The 16,565-nt window shown below is 65.3% G+C and carries 14 protein-coding genes; 11 read left to right on the forward strand and 3 right to left on the reverse strand.

Translation table 11 applies throughout. The annotated features are described in order from the left end of the window. Positions 1-5 precede the first annotated feature (5 nt). Entirely contained in the window at positions 6-860 is an 855-nt protein-coding gene (apbC, locus tag LC407_RS10745; protein ID WP_025876115.1) for an iron-sulfur cluster carrier protein ApbC, read from the forward strand. A gap of 77 nt (positions 861-937) precedes the next feature. Further along, positions 938-1,504 (forward strand): dCTP deaminase, encoded by a 567-nt coding sequence (gene dcd, locus LC407_RS10750; protein WP_025876117.1) that lies wholly within the window; start codon positions 938-940, stop codon positions 1,502-1,504. A 98-nt stretch (positions 1,505-1,602) separates the two neighbouring features. Here dcd and LC407_RS10755 read toward each other — a convergent pair whose 3' ends face one another. Genes LC407_RS10755 through LC407_RS10765 form a run of 3 tightly spaced genes read right to left on the reverse strand, consistent with a single transcriptional unit; the run spans position 1,603 to position 2,876 of the window. After that, on the reverse strand, positions 1,603-1,770 hold the full coding sequence (locus tag LC407_RS10755; RefSeq protein ID WP_025876120.1) for a DUF5668 domain-containing protein: 168 nt from the start codon (positions 1,768-1,770) through the stop codon (positions 1,603-1,605). A gap of 15 nt (positions 1,771-1,785) precedes the next feature. Further along, complete coding sequence (locus tag LC407_RS10760; RefSeq protein ID WP_032975033.1) at positions 1,786-2,208, reverse strand: HIT family protein; 423 nt, start codon at positions 2,206-2,208, stop codon at positions 1,786-1,788. Next, entirely contained in the window at positions 2,205-2,876 is a 672-nt protein-coding gene (locus tag LC407_RS10765) for a dienelactone hydrolase family protein (protein ID WP_223482811.1), read from the reverse strand. The genes LC407_RS10760 and LC407_RS10765 overlap by 4 nt, the downstream gene beginning before the upstream one ends. A 368-nt stretch (positions 2,877-3,244) precedes the next feature. Here LC407_RS10765 and LC407_RS10770 point away from each other — a divergent pair, with 368 nt between their 5' ends. The 9 genes from LC407_RS10770 to LC407_RS10810 all read left to right on the forward strand — a co-directional run bounded on the left by LC407_RS10770 (position 3,245) and on the right by LC407_RS10810 (position 16,539). After that, the gene (locus LC407_RS10770) at positions 3,245-3,703 is read left to right on the forward strand and encodes a phage tail protein (protein WP_223482812.1); all 459 of its coding nucleotides are present in this window, start codon (positions 3,245-3,247) and stop codon (positions 3,701-3,703) included. After that, positions 3,703-4,047: a phage tail assembly chaperone gene (locus tag LC407_RS10775; RefSeq protein ID WP_223482813.1), complete on the forward strand. Its 345-nt coding sequence runs from the start codon at positions 3,703-3,705 to the stop codon at positions 4,045-4,047. The genes LC407_RS10770 and LC407_RS10775 overlap by 1 nt, the downstream gene beginning before the upstream one ends. Positions 4,048-4,178: 131 nt before the next feature. After that, positions 4,179-4,370 (forward strand): hypothetical protein, encoded by a 192-nt coding sequence (locus LC407_RS10780; protein WP_223482814.1) that lies wholly within the window; start codon positions 4,179-4,181, stop codon positions 4,368-4,370. A 34-nt stretch (positions 4,371-4,404) separates the two neighbouring features. Then, positions 4,405-6,774, forward strand: a complete 2,370-nt coding sequence (locus LC407_RS10785) for a phage tail tape measure C-terminal domain-containing protein (RefSeq protein ID WP_223482815.1) — start codon at positions 4,405-4,407, stop codon at positions 6,772-6,774. Beyond that, positions 6,771-7,124: a hypothetical protein gene (locus LC407_RS10790; protein WP_223482816.1), complete on the forward strand. Its 354-nt coding sequence runs from the start codon at positions 6,771-6,773 to the stop codon at positions 7,122-7,124. Before LC407_RS10785 ends, LC407_RS10790 begins: the two co-directional genes overlap by 4 nt. Then, complete coding sequence (locus LC407_RS10795; RefSeq protein ID WP_032975025.1) at positions 7,121-7,582, forward strand: DUF1833 family protein; 462 nt, start codon at positions 7,121-7,123, stop codon at positions 7,580-7,582. The genes LC407_RS10790 and LC407_RS10795 overlap by 4 nt, the downstream gene beginning before the upstream one ends. Next, the gene (locus tag LC407_RS10800; protein WP_032975023.1) at positions 7,582-7,977 is read left to right on the forward strand and encodes a hypothetical protein; all 396 of its coding nucleotides are present in this window, start codon (positions 7,582-7,584) and stop codon (positions 7,975-7,977) included. Before LC407_RS10795 ends, LC407_RS10800 begins: the two co-directional genes overlap by 1 nt. Further along, positions 7,968-16,244, forward strand: coding sequence for a host specificity factor TipJ family phage tail protein (locus LC407_RS10805; RefSeq protein WP_223482817.1), 8,277 nt, complete (start codon positions 7,968-7,970; stop codon positions 16,242-16,244). Before LC407_RS10800 ends, LC407_RS10805 begins: the two co-directional genes overlap by 10 nt. 88 nt (positions 16,245-16,332) lie before the next feature. Next, positions 16,333-16,539, forward strand: coding sequence for a hypothetical protein (locus LC407_RS10810; RefSeq protein ID WP_080148347.1), 207 nt, complete (start codon positions 16,333-16,335; stop codon positions 16,537-16,539). The last annotated feature ends 26 nt before the right edge of the window (positions 16,540-16,565 follow it).

Raw genomic sequence — 16,565 nt, forward strand, 5'->3', positions numbered from 1 at the left:
CCGCAGTGAACAGTTCTTCCCGTCGTCCGCATGCCAGCCAGGTGCAGAAGGGACTGGCGCCGCATGCGCGCATCCGCAACGTGATCGCGGTGGGCTCGGGAAAGGGTGGCGTGGGCAAGTCGACCACGGCGGTCAACCTGGCCGTCGCACTGCAGCAGCTGGGGGCGCGCGTAGGCGTGCTTGATGCCGATATCTACGGCCCCAGCGTGCCGGCGATGCTCGGCCTGTCCGGTCGCCCGGAAAGCCCGGACAACAAGAGCATCGAGCCGATGCGGGCCTTCGGCGTGGACACCATGTCGATCGGTTATCTGGTCGAGGACGAAACGCCGCTGATCATGCGCGCACCGCGCGCGACGGCGGCGTTGACCCAGCTGTTCGAAGACACGCTGTGGGACGACCTGGACTATCTGCTGATCGATCTGCCGCCGGGCACCGGCGACATCCAGCTGACCCTGGTGCAGAAGATCCCGCTGGCCGGCGCGGTGATCGTCACCACGCCGCAGGACATCGCTACGCTGGATGCGAAGAAGGCGCTGAAGATGTTCGAGAAGGTCGAGGTGCCGGTGCTGGGCGTGGTCGAAAACATGGCCGTGCATACCTGCAGCAACTGCGGGCATGTGGAGCACCTGTTCGGCGAAGGTGGTGGCGAGCGCATGGCGGCGCAGTACGGCGTGCCGCTGCTGGGGTCGCTGCCGCTGCAGATCGGCATCCGCGAGCAGGGCGATGCCGGTACCCCGATCACCGCCGCGCAGCCGGAATCGGCGGCGGCCCAGGCCTACCACCGTGCCGCCCAGCGTCTGGTCGAGGAAGTGGGCAAGCGCCCGCGCGCTTCGATCCCGATCCTGTCCTCGCTGCTGTAAGGGCCCGCTGGGGGCTGCGGCGGCGACGCCCGGCCCCCTGCTAGAATCCTCGTGCCCCCTCGCACCCAGGACAGAGCATGAGCATCAAGAGTGACCGTTGGATCCGCCGGATGTCCGAACAGCACGGCATGATCGAGCCGTATGAGGCCGGGCAGGTCAAGCAGGCCAACGGCGAGCGCATCGTCAGCTACGGCACTTCCAGCTACGGCTACGACGTGCGCTGCTCGCGCGAGTTCAAGGTGTTCACCAACATCAACTCGACGATCGTGGACCCCAAGCATTTCGATCCGGGCAGCTTCGTCGATATCGTCGGTGACGAGTGCATCATTCCGCCGAACAGCTTCGCGCTGGCACGCACGGTCGAGTATTTCCGCATTCCGCGCGACACCCTGGTGGTGTGCCTGGGCAAGAGCACCTACGCGCGCTGCGGCATCATCGTCAACGTGACCCCGCTGGAGCCGGAGTGGGAAGGCCACGTGACCCTGGAATTCAGCAACACCACGCCGCTGCCGGCGCGCATCTACGCCAACGAAGGCGTGGCGCAGATGCTGTTCTTCCAGTCCGATGAAGTGTGCGAGACCTCGTACAAGGACCGCGGCGGCAAGTACCAGGGCCAGACCGGCGTGACCCTGCCGCGCACCTGACAGCTTGCGTCAGCGCGTATCGGTAGCGCCGGGCCATGCCCGGCGTTTCCGTTTGTGGGTCCGCGCGCTGCGTTCGCCGGGCATGGCCCGGCGCTACCTTATTTGCCGCGACCGAACAGGATCGCGATGCCTACGGCCACCAGGCCGAGCGGCCACCAGGTCAACAGCAGGCGCGACAGGTTCAGGTTGGTCCAGCCCAGGTTGCTGGCCAGCATGAACAGGCCGATCAGGATCAGCAGGATGGCGGCGACGATATTGAATCGCATCGGGTCGGCACTGGCTCAGGAATGGGCTGGATATCCTAGCCGTTCCTTCCAGTAGGCGACATGCTGGTCCAGCGCGGCCGGCTCATAGCGGTGCGCCGGGCCACTGCCCCAGACCGGTCCCGGCCACGCCGGATCGCCGTCGTGGCGGCCGATCACGTGGAAATGCAGCTGGCGCACGATGTTGCCCAGCGCGCCGATGTTGATCTTCTCCACCCCGTCCGAACCGTGCAGGGCCTTGCAGGCGCGGTTGAGCTCGGTGCGCAGCTTGTCCTGCTGCTCGCCGTCCAGCTCGATCCACTCGGTCACCCCGGCCAGACGCGGCACCAGGACCAGCCAGGGGAATCGTTCGTCGTTCATCAGTCGCACTTGCGACAACGGGCCTTCGGCCACCAGTACGCTATCGGTGGCCAGGCGTGAATCGAGTTCGAAATCGCTCATCCAAGATGCTCCGAGAAGAAGTCCAGGGTGCGTTGCAGCGCCAGGGCGGCGCTGTCTGGATCATACGCATGTCCGACCTCGCGGTTGAAGGCATGGTCGGCCGGATAGACGTAGGTCGCCATCTGCGGCAGCTTCTCACGGTGTGCCTGGATCGCCTCCGGCGGGATGCTCTTGTCCTGCGCGCCGAAGTGGAACATCACCGGGGCCTTCGGCGTCTCGTCCAGGAACTGCACGTTGCGCGCGCCGTAGTAGCTCACCGAGGGCAGGCCCAGGCGCAGCGCGGACAGCAGGGCGACGCTGCCACCCCAGCAGTACCCAACCGTGCCGACCTTGCCGTGCGGGGCCAGCCGGGTTGCCGCGGCGCGGACCACTTCCAGTGCCTTTTCCATGCCCAGCGCGGTGACCCGTGCCAGCCCATCCTTCACGCCCTCGGGGCTGTAGGGCAGGGCATCCGGGTCGGCCTCGGGGCCGTCGACCAGGTCGAAGAACGACGGCGCCAACACGGCGTAGCCCTGGGCCGCGAACCGTTCGGCGACGCCGCGGATATGCGGGTTGGCGCCGAAGATCTCCTGCACCACCACCAGCGCGCCGCGGGGTTTGCCCTCGGGCAGTGCCTGCCAGGCGCGGACCGGGCCGTAATGCGTATCCAGGATGATCCATTCGGACATCGGGGTGTACCTCGTTGCAGGGAACAGAACGGTATTGTCGACGTTGTGAGGGTTAGCGCGATGTCAGCGGCTGTGCTGCATCGGGCGGCTATGGTGGGGCTGGCTGTGGTTTCCCAAGGCGGTGCAGGTACCGGTTTCCGTATTGACCGGTGCACACCCGAAGCCTAAGCTTTCAGCCACGATGACATACAAGCCTCCGGCGCGAGCCGGGGGCTTTTTTGTTGTCTGCGCGTTGCCCGAGGGCGACGTGGAAACAGGCGGCTGTGCCGGGCCAACCGCGACGAAGACATCCAGGCCGACCCGAGCCTGACAACCCCGAAACCCAGCCGCCGCAAGGCGGCTTTTTCATTTCCAGGAGATTCAACACCATGTCCATCAATCAAGCCATTTCCGCCCAGGACTCCGCGCTGTACGTGAAGACCGGCACCGCCCCGACCGCGCCGAACAATCCGGCAGGCTATACCGAAATCGACGGCCTGACCGCCTTCCCGTTTGGCCGCGGCCAAGCCAACACCCTCGACGCCACCAACCTGCGTTCGAAGCAGATGGAGAACATCGCGGGTCTGTCCGGCGGCCAGGCCGTACAGGTGTCCGGCCATCGCTGGCCGGTGGGCAGCTCGGCGGGCCAGGAAATCCTGCGTGACGCCGATCCGGATGCCGACCTGCATTTCCTGATGGTGCTGCCCACCGGCGATGCCGCCACCTTCGTGGCCAAGGTCGCAGCCTTCAACGTCGCCCCAGGTACCAACCAGGTGCTGACCTTCACCGCCGATCTGTTGCCGCGTGAGTTCGCCATCGTCACCGCTGCTGCCGGCGGCACCCCGTGATGCTGCTGGGCAAGCAGCAGATCCTGGACGCACAGGATCGCCGCCACGAAGACATCGCCGTGCCCGAATGGGGCGGCAATGTGCGTGTGGCGATGATGTCGGCCAGCGACCGTGACCGCTGGGAGCAGGAGACCTACGGCGGTGATACGCCCAAGGTGGATGACTTCCGTGCGCGCTTCGTCGGCCTGTGCCTGGTCGATGAAATGGGGGGGCGCCTGTTCTCCGACCATGAGGTGGCCCAGCTGGGCGCGAAATCGGCGGCGGCGCTGGATCGCGTGTTCCGTGTCGCGCAGACGCTCAATGCGCTCGGCGATGCGGCCGTGGGAGAGCTGGAAAAAAACTGATCCGCCGGCCTGAGCGCCGGCTTCAGTTCCGGATCGCGTGGAGGCTGGGCCTCCCGCATCCGGACCACCTGTTGGCGGGAGTGACGTCCCGCCAGCTCTCGGAGATGTACGCGTTCGCACGGCTGGAACCGATGGATCAGCCACTGCAGGGGATGCTTGCGCAGCTGACCAGTGTGCTGGCCCAGGTGCATGGCAACGCGACCACGGCCGAGGACTTCCTGCTGGTGCGGCCGCGCGCCTCGCCGGAGAAGGCTGCCAAGGAACGCTCGCAGCAGCTGCTGGAGATGTTCGGCAGCGCATCGCGCCGCAACGCTGCGCCGTGATCCCAGGCGGGGCAGGGCATTGCTTCTCCGAGGTGTGGCATGCAATCGAACCTGGGGCCCTGCGGGGCCCCTCATCATTCTTGGAGGAACGCATATGGCGTCCACTAACCAGAATCTAGACGTAGTACTGCGGGTCAATACGACGGGCTTCCGTAACGCAATGGCGGAGGCCAGTCGCCTGGCAACGCAGAATCTCAAGACAATGCGGGCGGAGGCCGAGCGGACGGCAGCCGCGCTGGCGCGCGTGCATGCCGCACCTGAAGGCGCGGCGGCAAAGGCAGGGGCAAGCGCAAAAGGCGGGGAAGATGTACTCCGCAGCGGCGTGAAGGAGCTTGGCAACGGCCTGCTGACTGCTGCAGGCGGCCCATGGGGCATCGCCATCGCGTCGGTGCAGAAGCTCGGCGAAGCGTACATGGACATGGTCAAGGCATCCGAACGTGCCCGCGCCGAGTTCAATGAACAGATGCAATCGCTGAAGCTGATGTCGTTCACGATGGATGAAGTCGGCAAGGGTCTGCGGGATCGCAGCATGCCGATGGATGTCGCCGTCGCTTCGCTGCATGAGCAGGCAAAGGCCATGCGCGAGCTCGAAGCGCGCAAGCGCGCGCTGGAGGGGGCCGTCACCCATTGGGAAGGGCGCGTGGCCTATGGCCAGCAGTCGGGGCGGGAGGGCGCCGGCATGAGCGCGGGGGCCGACTACGCAGGGCTGAAGGCCGCGCAGGACGCCTTGAAGGAGTTTGAAGGCAAGACCGATCCGGTGCGGCGCCAGTTCCAGGAGCTGCAGGAACAGATCCGTGGCTCAATGGATCCAGAGCTGTTCAAGAGGGTCCAGGACGCCATCAACAATCTCGACATCCAGACGTTGGTCCAGCTCAAGGCAGAGGTAGGCTTGACGCGCTGGGAGGCACTGCAGGCCGGTTCGGCGATCTCGGGCATGCTCGGTGGCATGCGCGGAGAAGCGTGGCGAGACGAGGTCGAGTGGATCCGTCTAACCCGTGGCGAGTACGCGGCATGGTTGGCTGAACGCGGTGCGGAAATAAATGCCAACGGCGGGCCGGACAAGATGGACCCGGCCCAGCGCGCCGAGTTCAACAGGGACGCCGCACGCAAGAAGGCCGACATCGAACGCAAGGCCCAGTTCCGCGAACAGCAGCAGGCAGCCCAGCAGTCGGTCAGAGGCGTGAATGAACAGGCCGATGCGTACGCAGCACTGATGGATCGCATCGAGAAGCAGATGGCCCAGGACCGAGTGCGCCAGAAGCTGAAAGAGGGGATGACAGAGACGGAAAAGCTGCAAGTCACCCTCCTTGACGAGATGGAGCATGCCGAGAAGAAACTCGGCGAGCAGAAGCAACTGCGGGTGAAGGCCTCGCTGGTTGCAGCGGTGGCCCTGGCCAAGGAGGCGGCAGCTGCTGAAGCGTCGAAGAAGGCCCAGCAGGACCTGCTGAAGCTGCAGCGGGAGCTCCAGCAGGCGGCGCAGGCACAGCAGCGCGGCAACGACCAGGAACTGTTCGGCATCGGCCATGGCGCAGCGAGCGTGGATCGCATGCAACGCCGTTCCGCGCTGGATGAGGACCGCGACAACCGAAAGCGTGCGTTGGACGACGAGTCGCGCAGTGAAGACGGCAAGGTCATCGAATCGGAGCGCTACAGGACCCTGCTGGCCGAGCTCGATGCGTTCCATGAGCAGTCCCTGCAACGCGAGGCCGCGTTCCAGGAGAGCAAGAAGGCATACCAGTCCGATTGGAAGAACGGCGCGATGCGGGCCTTCGAGGACTACGCCGACGCTGCCGCCAACGCTGCCGAGCTGAGCCACGGCGTGTTCAGCAATGCCCTGGGGGGGCTGGAAGAAGGCCTGGTCAAGTTTGCCCAGACCGGCAAGCTGTCCTTCTCCGACCTGGCCGACTCGATCATCGCCGATCTGGCGCGCTTGGCAGCCAAACAGATGGTCAGTGGACTGATCAGGTCGGTCGGGCAGTTGTTCGGGCCGAAGATCACCGGCTTTTCCATCGGCGGTTACACCGGCCCTGGCGGCAAGTACGAACCGGCCGGCATCGTCCACAAGGGTGAAGGTGTACTCAGCCAGGAGGACATGGCGGCACTCGGCGGCCCATCGGCATTCTTTGCTCTGCGCACGTCGCTGCGAACCGGCAACGGCCTGGGCGGCGGCGAAAGCGGAGGCTATGCGCAGGTGCCGATCACCCCGGCGGGCGAGGGCGGCATGAATGTGGAAATCAACAACTACGGCGAAGGCCGGGTCAACACCCGGGAAGAACGCCAGCGCATGCCGGATGGCAGCGAAGTGAGGCGACTGGTGATCGACATCGTGGGCGACAGCCTCAACGGTGGCGAGCTGGGCGCCATTGGACGGGCCCGATATGGATGGACGGAGGCAGTGGGATGAGCAGTTGGCCAGAGTATGCAGAGATTCGTTTCGCCGACTATGGCGAGGAGATCGTCGCGTCCGAAGAGCGGACCGACATGGAGCGCGGGCCGAGCAAGATGCGCGCGCTCAACAGCCGGGTGATGAAGAATGTGTACGCCTCGGTGCAGTTCCGCAGTGCGGCCGACGCCGAGGCGTTCGAGGAGTGGTACCTGCGCGATATCGGTCGTGTCGGCTGGTTCACGATGGAGCACCCACGGACCGGGCAGCCGATCAGCGCCCGCTTTCCGCAGGGGATCGGTCGCCTGGTGCCGCTCAACACCCAGTTCCGTTTCTCCAAGCGTGATCTGGTGCTGGAGTACATGCGATGAGCTCGTTCCATGAACGTCGCCAGCGCCTGGCTGATACCCAGGGGCCGCTGATGCTGCTGGAAGTGTCGGCGCCATCGATGCCGGAAGTACTGCGGATCGTCAACGACAACGTGAACTGGACCAGCAATGGCAGCGAGTTCATCGCAGCGCCATTCGGCTTTCAGCTTCCCGACGACGTCAGCGGGCAGGCTCCGCGTGCGCAGCTGGTGATCGACAATATCGGCCGCGCACTCACCGAAGACCTGGAAGCACTGGCCCCGGGCGAGATGGTGACCGCCCGGTTGATGCTGACCGACCGTGCCAACCCGGATGCCATCGAGGCCGAGTACGACCTGCCGATGACCCAGGTATCGGTCAACACGCGCACGGTCAGCGCCCAGTGCGGCGTCGATTTCCTGATGCGCCAGCAGGCCGTGCTGCTGCACGCCAATCCGTTCACGTTGCCGGGGATCTTCTGATGCGCCTGGTCGACGTCGAGCGATGGGTGGGCATTCCCTATGACGAAGCCGCGTGCGACTGCGCCGACCTGGTGGTGCAGGTGCAGCGGGCGCTGTTCGCCCGTGAAGTGGCGCTGCCCGGACGGCGCCCGCGCGGGCGGCGCGGCTCGGCCGAACTGGGCGCGCTGTCGCGCGCGCAGGCGGTAGCCCGCGAGGGCCCACCGCAGGACGGCGACCTGGTACTGATGATCGAACGCGGACAACACAACCCCGGCCATGCCGGGGTTTTCTTTTTCCTGGCCCACGAGGGCTGGGTTCTGCACAGCAATGAAACGAACGGCTGCAGCGTGCTGCACCGCGTTCGTGACCTGCCCGGATATGGGCTGAGGATCGAGGGATACTACGCATGGAACTGACCCCACAACCGGCGACCGACGGTCGCCTCATCATCACCCCGCATCCGGTGCTGCTGGATGGCCAGCGCAACGTGCCGGTCGACCTGCGCCCGGGCGAAAGCCTGTACGCCTTCCTCATGCGCCATATCGATGGCCTCGATGGGCAGGCCTGGCAGGTCTGCGTGGATGGTATCGATGTCCCGCGTGAGCAGTGGATGCAGGTCCGCCTGCGGCATGGGCAGCTGATCGAAGTCCGCAGCGTGGTCGGCAAAGCGGTGATCCCGTTGGTGGCGATGATCGCGCTGACCTACTTCACCTTCGGCATCGGCACGCTGGCGGCAGGCTCCGCCTGGGGTGCGGGCGCGATCGCGAGCACTTATGGCACTTTGGCCGCTTCGGCGGTCTACGTGGCCGGCAGTGTGCTGATCAACAAGGTTCTCACTCCGAAGCCTCCCCGGCCCGGTGGTGGTGGTGTTGCCGATACCGCCTATTCGCTGGCTGCGCCTCGCAACCGCGTGCGCGCCTATGAGCCGCTGGGCCTGCTGTTCGGCTCCACGCGCGTGGCGCCCGATCTGATCAGCCGTCCCTATACGTGGTTCGAGGGCGACGAACAGTTCGTCGGCATGACCCTGAGCCCAGGCATCAATGTCGGCCGTGTCGAGGCCCTGCAGAACGGTGAGTCACCGCTGTCCAGCTATGAGGGGGTGCGCACCTGGTTCCGAGGCTTCCCGCAGATGCCGGACGAAGCGATTCCGCTCTACAGCAACGCGGATGTGATCGAAGGCGCTCTATTGCTGGATACCGGCAGCGACGCCAAGCATGTGGCCAGCCCGTGGGTGGAGCGCACCAGTTCGGCCGAGACGCTGCGCCTGCAGGTGAACGTGGAATTCCGTCTGTGGGACACGACCTCCAAGGGCAAGGACAAGGACAACCGCGAGCAGCTCCAGATCCAGTACCGCCCGGTAGGCACCACCAACTGGCAGTTGTTCGGCAACTACAACCTTGTGGGGCGCACGCAGAAAGCCCGTCGGGTGAGCTACGGTCGCGATGTGGAGCTTGGCCAGTACGACGTGCGTGTGCGCGTGGCTGGACAGAACACCGATGGCAGCGGTGCGCAGGCGAACTTCACCTGGACCACGCTGGTCAGCGTTCAGCGTGACGATGCCAGCCATGCCGGCATTCCCGCGATCGGCCTGCAGATGAAGGCCTCCGGCCAGCTCAACGGCACCCCGGATGAAATCCGCTGCGTGGCCCATTCGCGGCCGATCCCGGTGTGGAAGGGCGATGCGGTTGGCTGGGTGACCGAGGAGACCAGCAACCCGGGCGCGCAGATTCTGGCCTACGTGCGTGGCATCAACGACGAAAATGGCAAGCGCATCGCAGGCCTGGGCATGGCGGATCGACGCATCGACATTGAAAGCCTGAAGGCCTTCATGTTGCATTGCGCAGACAATGCGCTTGGCTATGACTACTGGCTGACAGAAGTACGCAGCCACCAGGCGGTGCTGGATGCCATCGCCCTGGCCGGCTTCGGCCAGGTGACATGGGCAAAGGGCCGCCTGGGCGTGGCATGGGCCGCCGACGAGCAGCCGCTCTCCGGCGTCGTCAACATGGCGACGATCAAGAAGGGCCAGTTCCAGGTCGACTACACCCTGGCCAATGCCGCCGACGGCATCGAGTACAGCTATCTGGACCGCCGCACCTGGAAGGCGGCGACGCTACGCGTGCCGGCACCGGGTGTGGAAGTGATGCTCAACCCGGCCAAGATCACCGGCGAGGGCGTCAGCACCGAAGCCCACGCCGCGATGCTGGCGCGTTGGCATCTGGCGCAGAGCGTCTACCAGTACAAGTCGATCAGCTACAGCACCGACATCGAGCACCTGGCCTACTCGCGGTTGTCCGTGCTGGCGTTGCAGCACGACCTGACCCAGTGGGGCTTCGGTGGCCGCCTGATCGGCGCCACGGTCGATGCCGAAGGTGTGACCACGCTGCAGTTGGACGAGCCGGTGCCGCCGCCCGCGGTGGGCAGTGCGTTCATTGGCCTGCGCGTCCCGGGCGAGCGCGTCTACCGCGTACTGCGCGTGGTACCTGGCAGCGAGCCGAGCGACACCCTGGTGTTGGCGGACCCGTGGCCGGCCGACGCGTCGCTGCCTGGCAGCAGCGAGACCAATCCTGCGCACGACACCATCTGGATCTATGATTTCAAACAGACGCCGGGTACACGCGTGCGCGTGACCGGCATCCGTCCGGAGGGCGACCTCAAGGGTGCGTCAGTGGACGTGGTGCAGGAAGGGCCTGCGTTCTGGCACTACGTGCGCACCGGCCAGTACGTACCGCCGTCGAACGAATCGTCGCTGCAGACCCGCCCCATCGCCAGCAACCTGAAAGTGATCGAACGGCAGGTCAGTCAGGGCGGCAGCGTCCATACCGAACTGCAGGCCAGCTTCGACATCAGCGGGCCGGTGGGTGACACGCTGGTGTTGTCCGATCCAGACGGCAATGCCGCTTTGGAGGAAGTCGCACGTACCACGACGCGCTCGGCAAGCTGGTCGATCCCCGGCGCGGGTACCTATCCAGTCGTCGTGCGTCCGTACAGTCCGGAGGGACGCGCCGGCGTGGCGGTGTCTGCCCAATACACGACGTTGGGCGCTGACGCGCCGCCTGTCCTGGTCGACCTGTTCGACATCGAGGAGCTCAGTGGCGGCGTGCGTCGCTACGTATGGGGCTTCTTCAGCGATACGGTGCAGTCGGCCGACTTCGCTGGTGTGGAGATCCGCTACACCGCGGGCAGCATCGACAACCCGCTTTGGGAGCAGATGACCCCGCTCGGCGATGCAGGTGGCTTCTTCACTGCTGCGATCGAAGCGGTGCTGCCGGCGTCGGGCAGTTGGACCTTTGCCTGCCGCAGTCGCAACACCTCGGGTGTACTGTCGACGGCCGCCCGCTACCTGCGACGTTCGCTCGGCCGCAACATCGGGCAGACGCTGGAGGGGATCGGTGGCGTGGTGGAGGCGGTCAAGCAGGATCTGGGCAAGGAAATCACTGCCCGCATCGACAACGACCTGGCCAATGCCACCCAGGCGGCCGAAGCACTGCGCAGCGAATCGCTGCGCCTGCAGGAACAGATCACGGCTGGGGCCGAACGGCTTGCCGGGCAGGCCGAAAGGCTCGACCAGCAGGCGCTGGCGATCAAGGCAGGCACCGATGGCCTGGCGCGCGAAGTGCTGGACCGCGCTGCAGGTGATCTGAATGCCCGCACCGAGCTGACCACGGCGGTGACCCGCGAAACCAGCGAGCGCCGGTCGGATGTCGAGAATCTCACGCGGATGGTGAGCCAGCTGTCGGCAGGCAGTGGTGTGCAGTTCGACAGCAAGCGCATCTGGTACTTCGACAACAGCGTGGAAGGTTGGGGCGCGAACGGCGGCAGTCCAACGTTGGTGGATGGCTGGTTGCGTCCGGCCAACCATGCCAGCGATGCCTTCGTGGCCAGCCCGCGCGGCCAGGACGTCCAGGGCGCGGCGCACCGCTTCGTCAAGCTGCGTATCCGCAAAGTGGGTAGTCCTGCCTGGGACGGCCGGCTGCTGTGGAACGGCCCCGGCCAGTCGTGGGACAACGCTCGCATGGTGCAGTTCGCAGAGCCGGGCTATGACAGCAATGGCATCGCGACGCTGGATGTGGACAACATTCCGTGGAACGGTACCGTGGTCGACCAGATCCGCCTGGATCTGTCCAAGGCGCAGACCGATGCCCACTACTTCCTGCTGGACTGGGTGGCGATCGGCCGACCGACACCGGGCGCGTCGGTGGCCATGCTGCAGGACGAAGCCAGTGCACGCATCGCGGCCGATTCCAGCGAGGCCAGCCGTCGAGAGACGCTCGGCGTGCAACTGCGAGGCAGTTACGAAGGAAGCGATCTGGCGGGCGTCAGCCAGGGCCTGATCGCGGCGGAGAAGTCCGCGCGGCTCAGCGGCGACCAGGTCAACGCACAATCGATCCAGGCACTGCAGGCACGCATGCCCGCAGGTACCGGCGCGCTGGCGACCAATGCCAGCGTCAGCAGCCTGCAGCAGGCAATGGTCACCGCCGATACCGCGCTGGGGAGGCGTGTGGACAGCCTGGACGCTACGATGGGCGACAAGGTTGGCTCCAGTGCCTTCAATGCGCTGAAGACGGAAGTGGGGCAACTCGATGGCAAGGTCACCACCAGCAGCCAGGACCTGGTCCAGCTGAAGAGCCGCATGGAAGCGGTGATGGGCGCAGGCAGCAACCTGGCGCTCAATGGTGACTTCAACCTGGCCTCCGAAGGTTGGACATTCTTCAATACGACGGCTGCGTCGGTGGTGCGCGAGGGGCGTGGCAACACCCTGTGCTGGAAAGCCGCGCCCTATGCAGGGGGCAGCAACACGGTGGTCAGCGCGGCGGTCAACGAAGGGCGTGTCATCGCTCTGACCGCTGGCCGCCGCTATCGCGTTTCCTGCTGGACGCGAACCAGCGAGGACTTCGACGGCACGGCCGACAATACCAAGCTGCGTATTGGCGACCAGAACGGCAACCTGATGGCGGCTGCGACAGCGTCGTTCCCCAGGTCCGTGGATTGGGTGAAGACCGAGACCTTCGTGAACCTGCCGTCCTCCGGCACGGTGCAGGGCATCAAGGTCACGATCAATCGCAACGGCACGGCCGGCACGCTGTGGCTGGATGACCTGTGGGTGGAGGAAGTGACTGACGCCGATGCGAATGCCTCGGCGATCACGGGTCTGTCGACCAAGGTGGAGCAGATCGATGGCAGGCTGACGACCGCTGCCGAGGATGTGACACGCCTGGCGTCCGGTATCGGCAACATGGTGGCTTACAACATCATTGCCAATGCGCACATCAACGCCTGGCCCACCGGCGGTCCGCGGGCATCGGGTGTGTATCGCGCCAACGGCAGCATCGTGGCCGGCATGGGCGCCAACCGCGGCCTGCGGGTAGGGGTGATCAATGCGGACAACAGCATCAGCAGTACCGCCGTATTCGACACGTACGGCAATCTGCAAGCTGAATCGGCCCGTTTCAACTCCTGGTACGACGAAACCCTGAAGGACAACCAGTACTTCATCGCCTATACGTCGGACGCGGTGGGGGCGATCAGCAGCGGCACCAACGCCGACACCATCGGCCTGCGCACCCGCCTGCTTGATGCCGGTCTTTCGCAGGAGAACCTTGCGGCGCTTTCCGGCGGACGGATGCTGGTGATGGTCGGGCGCAGGAAGAGTGGCGCCGGTGGCGGCAGGCAGATCCTGTCTCCGCCCCCGCTGGATGCCAGCCGCGTTGGCCTATGGGTGGAAATGACCATCACCCTGCTCAATGGTGTACCGACCGGATCGCAGGACTCGTCGGCGCTGGATCGTGCGTCGCGGGCCAATGCCGAAGCGCTGACCGGGCTGCGCACCGACGTGGGCAAGCTCGGTACCGACCTGGCATCTGCGGCAGACAGCATCACCAGCCTGGGTGCACGGATCGATACCTCCGTGGTGAGCAATGACAACCTGCTGCGCAACAGCACCTTCGCCGGCAGTGCCGCGTGGTGGACGTTGACCCGCACGCTGCCGGCAAACACCGTGGAATGGGTGAAGGCCTCTGGCCAAGGCGGCGATGCGTTGTTGATGACGCACGGCCCGCAGGCCGGCCAGAACCCGGTAATCACAGCCAATGACTCCCGGTGGCTGCCGGTGGCTGCCGGCAAGTCACGCCGGTACCGGATGGTGATGATCGCCCGCGCCTTTGATGGCGCAACGGCGACGCTGGTATGCCGCCTGAGGGTGCGCACCACGGGTGTTGGCGAAAGCCATGCGGACGTGACACTGAACCTGACCGACGGTGCCTGGAGAACCTACACAGCGGAGTGGTCGGCTGGGCTGGATCGCAATGAAGTGATGCCGCAGGTGCACCTGACCAATGCGAATGGCAAGGTGTTGTTCGACCGCGTCGAGCTCTATGACATCACCGATGCACAGGACATCGCAGGTAATGCCACGGCGATCTCCAACCTGCGCACCGACGTGGTGCAGCTTGGCGACCGCATCACCAGCAGTGCGGCCAATGTGGTCAAGCTGCAGTCGGATGTGCAGTCGGTTCTCAACGGAAGCGACAGCCTGTTCCCGCTGGGGGCGTTCGAAACCTTCCAGGACGGCCAACTGCTGGGTAGTGCGGCGGGCACGATCTACACCGCCCGCACCGATGCGCGCCGGACCGGTGAGCGGGGCCTGGATGTGAATGTCGCAGCCAACACCAGCCCGAACACGAATGCGGACATGTACGTTGGCCAGTGGACCCCAATCACCGGCAATCGTCGCATCTACGTGGAGTACTACGCGCGCCTGCATCCGGACAGCATCCAGCCGACCGGAGGCTCCATCAGGGTGGGCTGGCAGACCACGAACGAAGCCAACGCGGAAAGCTCGTGGCCTTTGCAGGCCTACGCCCTTTCCTCCCTGCGCAAGGATGGATGGACCAAGGTCAGCGGCTACATGAATACGGCGGTCTCTGCCGCGAAGTGGCGGATGCTCGTCAGCATCCCGGGTGGAAACGGCGCACGGGAAGTGGGGGTGCGCGTCCAGGTTGATGATATCCGCATGATCGATGTCACCGATGCCTACGCTGCCCAGCAGAGCGCCGCTGCCAACGCAACGGCGGTGACTGCGCTGACCACGAAGGTGGATCAGCAGGGGGCGAAGGTCGATGCGCAGGCACAGCAGCTCACCGACCTGTCCAGCGGGCTGAAGGGCGTACTCAACACCGGCAGCGGTCTGCTGCCCAATCCCGATTTCGCAGAGGGCCTGGGAGGCTGGACCGCATCGGCAGCCGCCAACGGTGCAGTGTGGAGCACGGTCAATGGCGACGGCCGTCCGGGCGTGCTGCTCAATCGATATACCAGTGTGAATCCAACCCTGCAGCCCAATGGCGGAAAGTGGGTGCCGATCAACGGTGCACGTCGATTGCGCGTGGTCGTACGTGCCTGTGGCGCAGGTGGGGCGAACAACCTGATGGTGCGGATGTATCGCAGAAGCGTCGCCGGCCAGCAGTCCAACCAGGACCTGCGTGCCGTGTTCGCGGTGGAGGCATTCGAGACCCGCACGTTCGATTTCGATGCGTTCAACAGCGGTATCGACGCGTGGCGGCTGAATGTGTATGCCTATCCGGACAATGGCCAGGTGCGCGTGGACAGCGTGCAGGTGTACGACATCACCGATCAGTTGGCCAATGATGCCAATGCCTCGGCGATCAGCGGGCTCAGCACGTCCGTTGCGCAGCAGGGCAGCAAGCTGGACACCACCGCACGTGACCTGACCCAGCTCAAGACCCAGGTGGGGGATGTATCGGCCAGCGGCTTCTCGCAGCTGAAAAGCCAAGTGAGCCAGCAGGGAACGCAGATGACGGCGCTGTCCGGGCGCTTGGATGGCGTGCAGGCATCGTTGGGCGGCAAGGCGGATGCTGCGGTGGTGACCAGCATGCAGGCGCAGGTCAAGAACCTCGGATCGGGCGGCAACCTGCTGATGAACACCACCTTCCCGTTCTGGCAGCGCTCGGGTTGGGGCTGGGGAAGCAATCCCGGCGCACGCTGGTCCGAGCTGGGCAATCCCACCGGTGATGACAATTGGCATCCGAAGGGCATATTCGGCCTGGGATCTGTCACGGGTGGTGTTCTGGCCGCTGGTGCGATGGCTTGGTGGGGTACCGAGTACGACATCGCCATCGAGGGTGGCAAGACGTACTGCGCCTCTGCATGGATCAATGCCCATCGAGTGGAGGTCAAGCTGGAGCTGACGTTCTTCGATGCGTCCGGTAACCACCTTGGGCTTGTACACAGTCCGGGCGTCCGCAACAACACGGGAATCCCAATCACGCTGGACAGGGTGTCGCGGCCATTCCTGATAACGCAGGCGCCCGCTAATACGGCATCCGCGCGCTTCCGCGTCATCGTGATCGGTACCGGTGAGGACACGCCTTATTTCTGGATGTTCCGCCCGATGCTCAGCCAGGTGGATGCGGCAGCAACCACGCCGCCGACCTGGTCGGCCGGTGGCACCGAGTCATCCGCGCAGTGGTCGGTCAATGTCCGCGCCGACGGCAGGGTGGGGGGCGTGCAGCTGGCCTCCAATGGACAGGTCTCGCGCTTCGACGTGGTGGCCGATGCGTTCAGCGTCAGCGCACCGGGCGGCGGCCGGCGTACCGAGTACAGCGACGGCAACTGGCGTGTCTTCGACGAGGCCGGACGCCTGCGCGTGCGTATGGGTGTGTGGTGACACGGTGCCTGCCAGGGACGGCAGGCACCGCGGGTTTCAACCGTATCGGCCGCCGGTGAAAGCGGCCGCTTTTTTTCCTGGAGTTCTCATGAAATTCAATGCCCGACTAGTCCTGCTTACCCGCGCCGTGGAGCAGCCCGGCGTGGTCAACCTGCACTTCCGTGCGGAGGGGGAGGCGGTTCTGCCGCAGATGGTGATTCCGGTAGGGCCGGCCGATGCCTATGCCCTGAAGTTCGGCGCTCTATACCGGTTCGAGCCGGTGGAAGTGGACGAATTGCCCGTCGCCTTGCCCTGAAAGCTCGACCTGGGGCGGAGAAGGGA

It is taken from the genome of Stenotrophomonas sp. OVS01A (assembly GCF_019969775.1).
Taxonomy (GTDB): domain Bacteria; phylum Pseudomonadota; class Gammaproteobacteria; order Xanthomonadales; family Xanthomonadaceae; genus Stenotrophomonas; species Stenotrophomonas indicatrix.

Coding starts and splice junctions, on each gene's coding strand:
- dcd (WP_025876117.1), top strand. CDS start 938: ATGAGCATCAAGAGTGACCGTTGGATCCGCCGGATGTCCGAACAGCAC.
- LC407_RS10755 (WP_025876120.1), bottom strand. CDS start 1,770: ATGCGATTCAATATCGTCGCCGCCATCCTGCTGATCCTGATCGGCCTG.
- LC407_RS10760 (WP_032975033.1), bottom strand. CDS start 2,208: ATGAGCGATTTCGAACTCGATTCACGCCTGGCCACCGATAGCGTACTG.
- LC407_RS10765 (WP_223482811.1), bottom strand. CDS start 2,876: ATGTCCGAATGGATCATCCTGGATACGCATTACGGCCCGGTCCGCGCC.
- LC407_RS10770 (WP_223482812.1), top strand. CDS start 3,245: ATGTCCATCAATCAAGCCATTTCCGCCCAGGACTCCGCGCTGTACGTG.
- LC407_RS10775 (WP_223482813.1), top strand. CDS start 3,703: ATGCTGCTGGGCAAGCAGCAGATCCTGGACGCACAGGATCGCCGCCAC.
- LC407_RS10780 (WP_223482814.1), top strand. CDS start 4,179: ATGGATCAGCCACTGCAGGGGATGCTTGCGCAGCTGACCAGTGTGCTG.
- LC407_RS10790 (WP_223482816.1), top strand. CDS start 6,771: ATGAGCAGTTGGCCAGAGTATGCAGAGATTCGTTTCGCCGACTATGGC.
- LC407_RS10795 (WP_032975025.1), top strand. CDS start 7,121: ATGAGCTCGTTCCATGAACGTCGCCAGCGCCTGGCTGATACCCAGGGG.
- LC407_RS10800 (WP_032975023.1), top strand. CDS start 7,582: ATGCGCCTGGTCGACGTCGAGCGATGGGTGGGCATTCCCTATGACGAA.
- LC407_RS10805 (WP_223482817.1), top strand. CDS start 7,968: ATGGAACTGACCCCACAACCGGCGACCGACGGTCGCCTCATCATCACC.
- LC407_RS10810 (WP_080148347.1), top strand. CDS start 16,333: ATGAAATTCAATGCCCGACTAGTCCTGCTTACCCGCGCCGTGGAGCAG.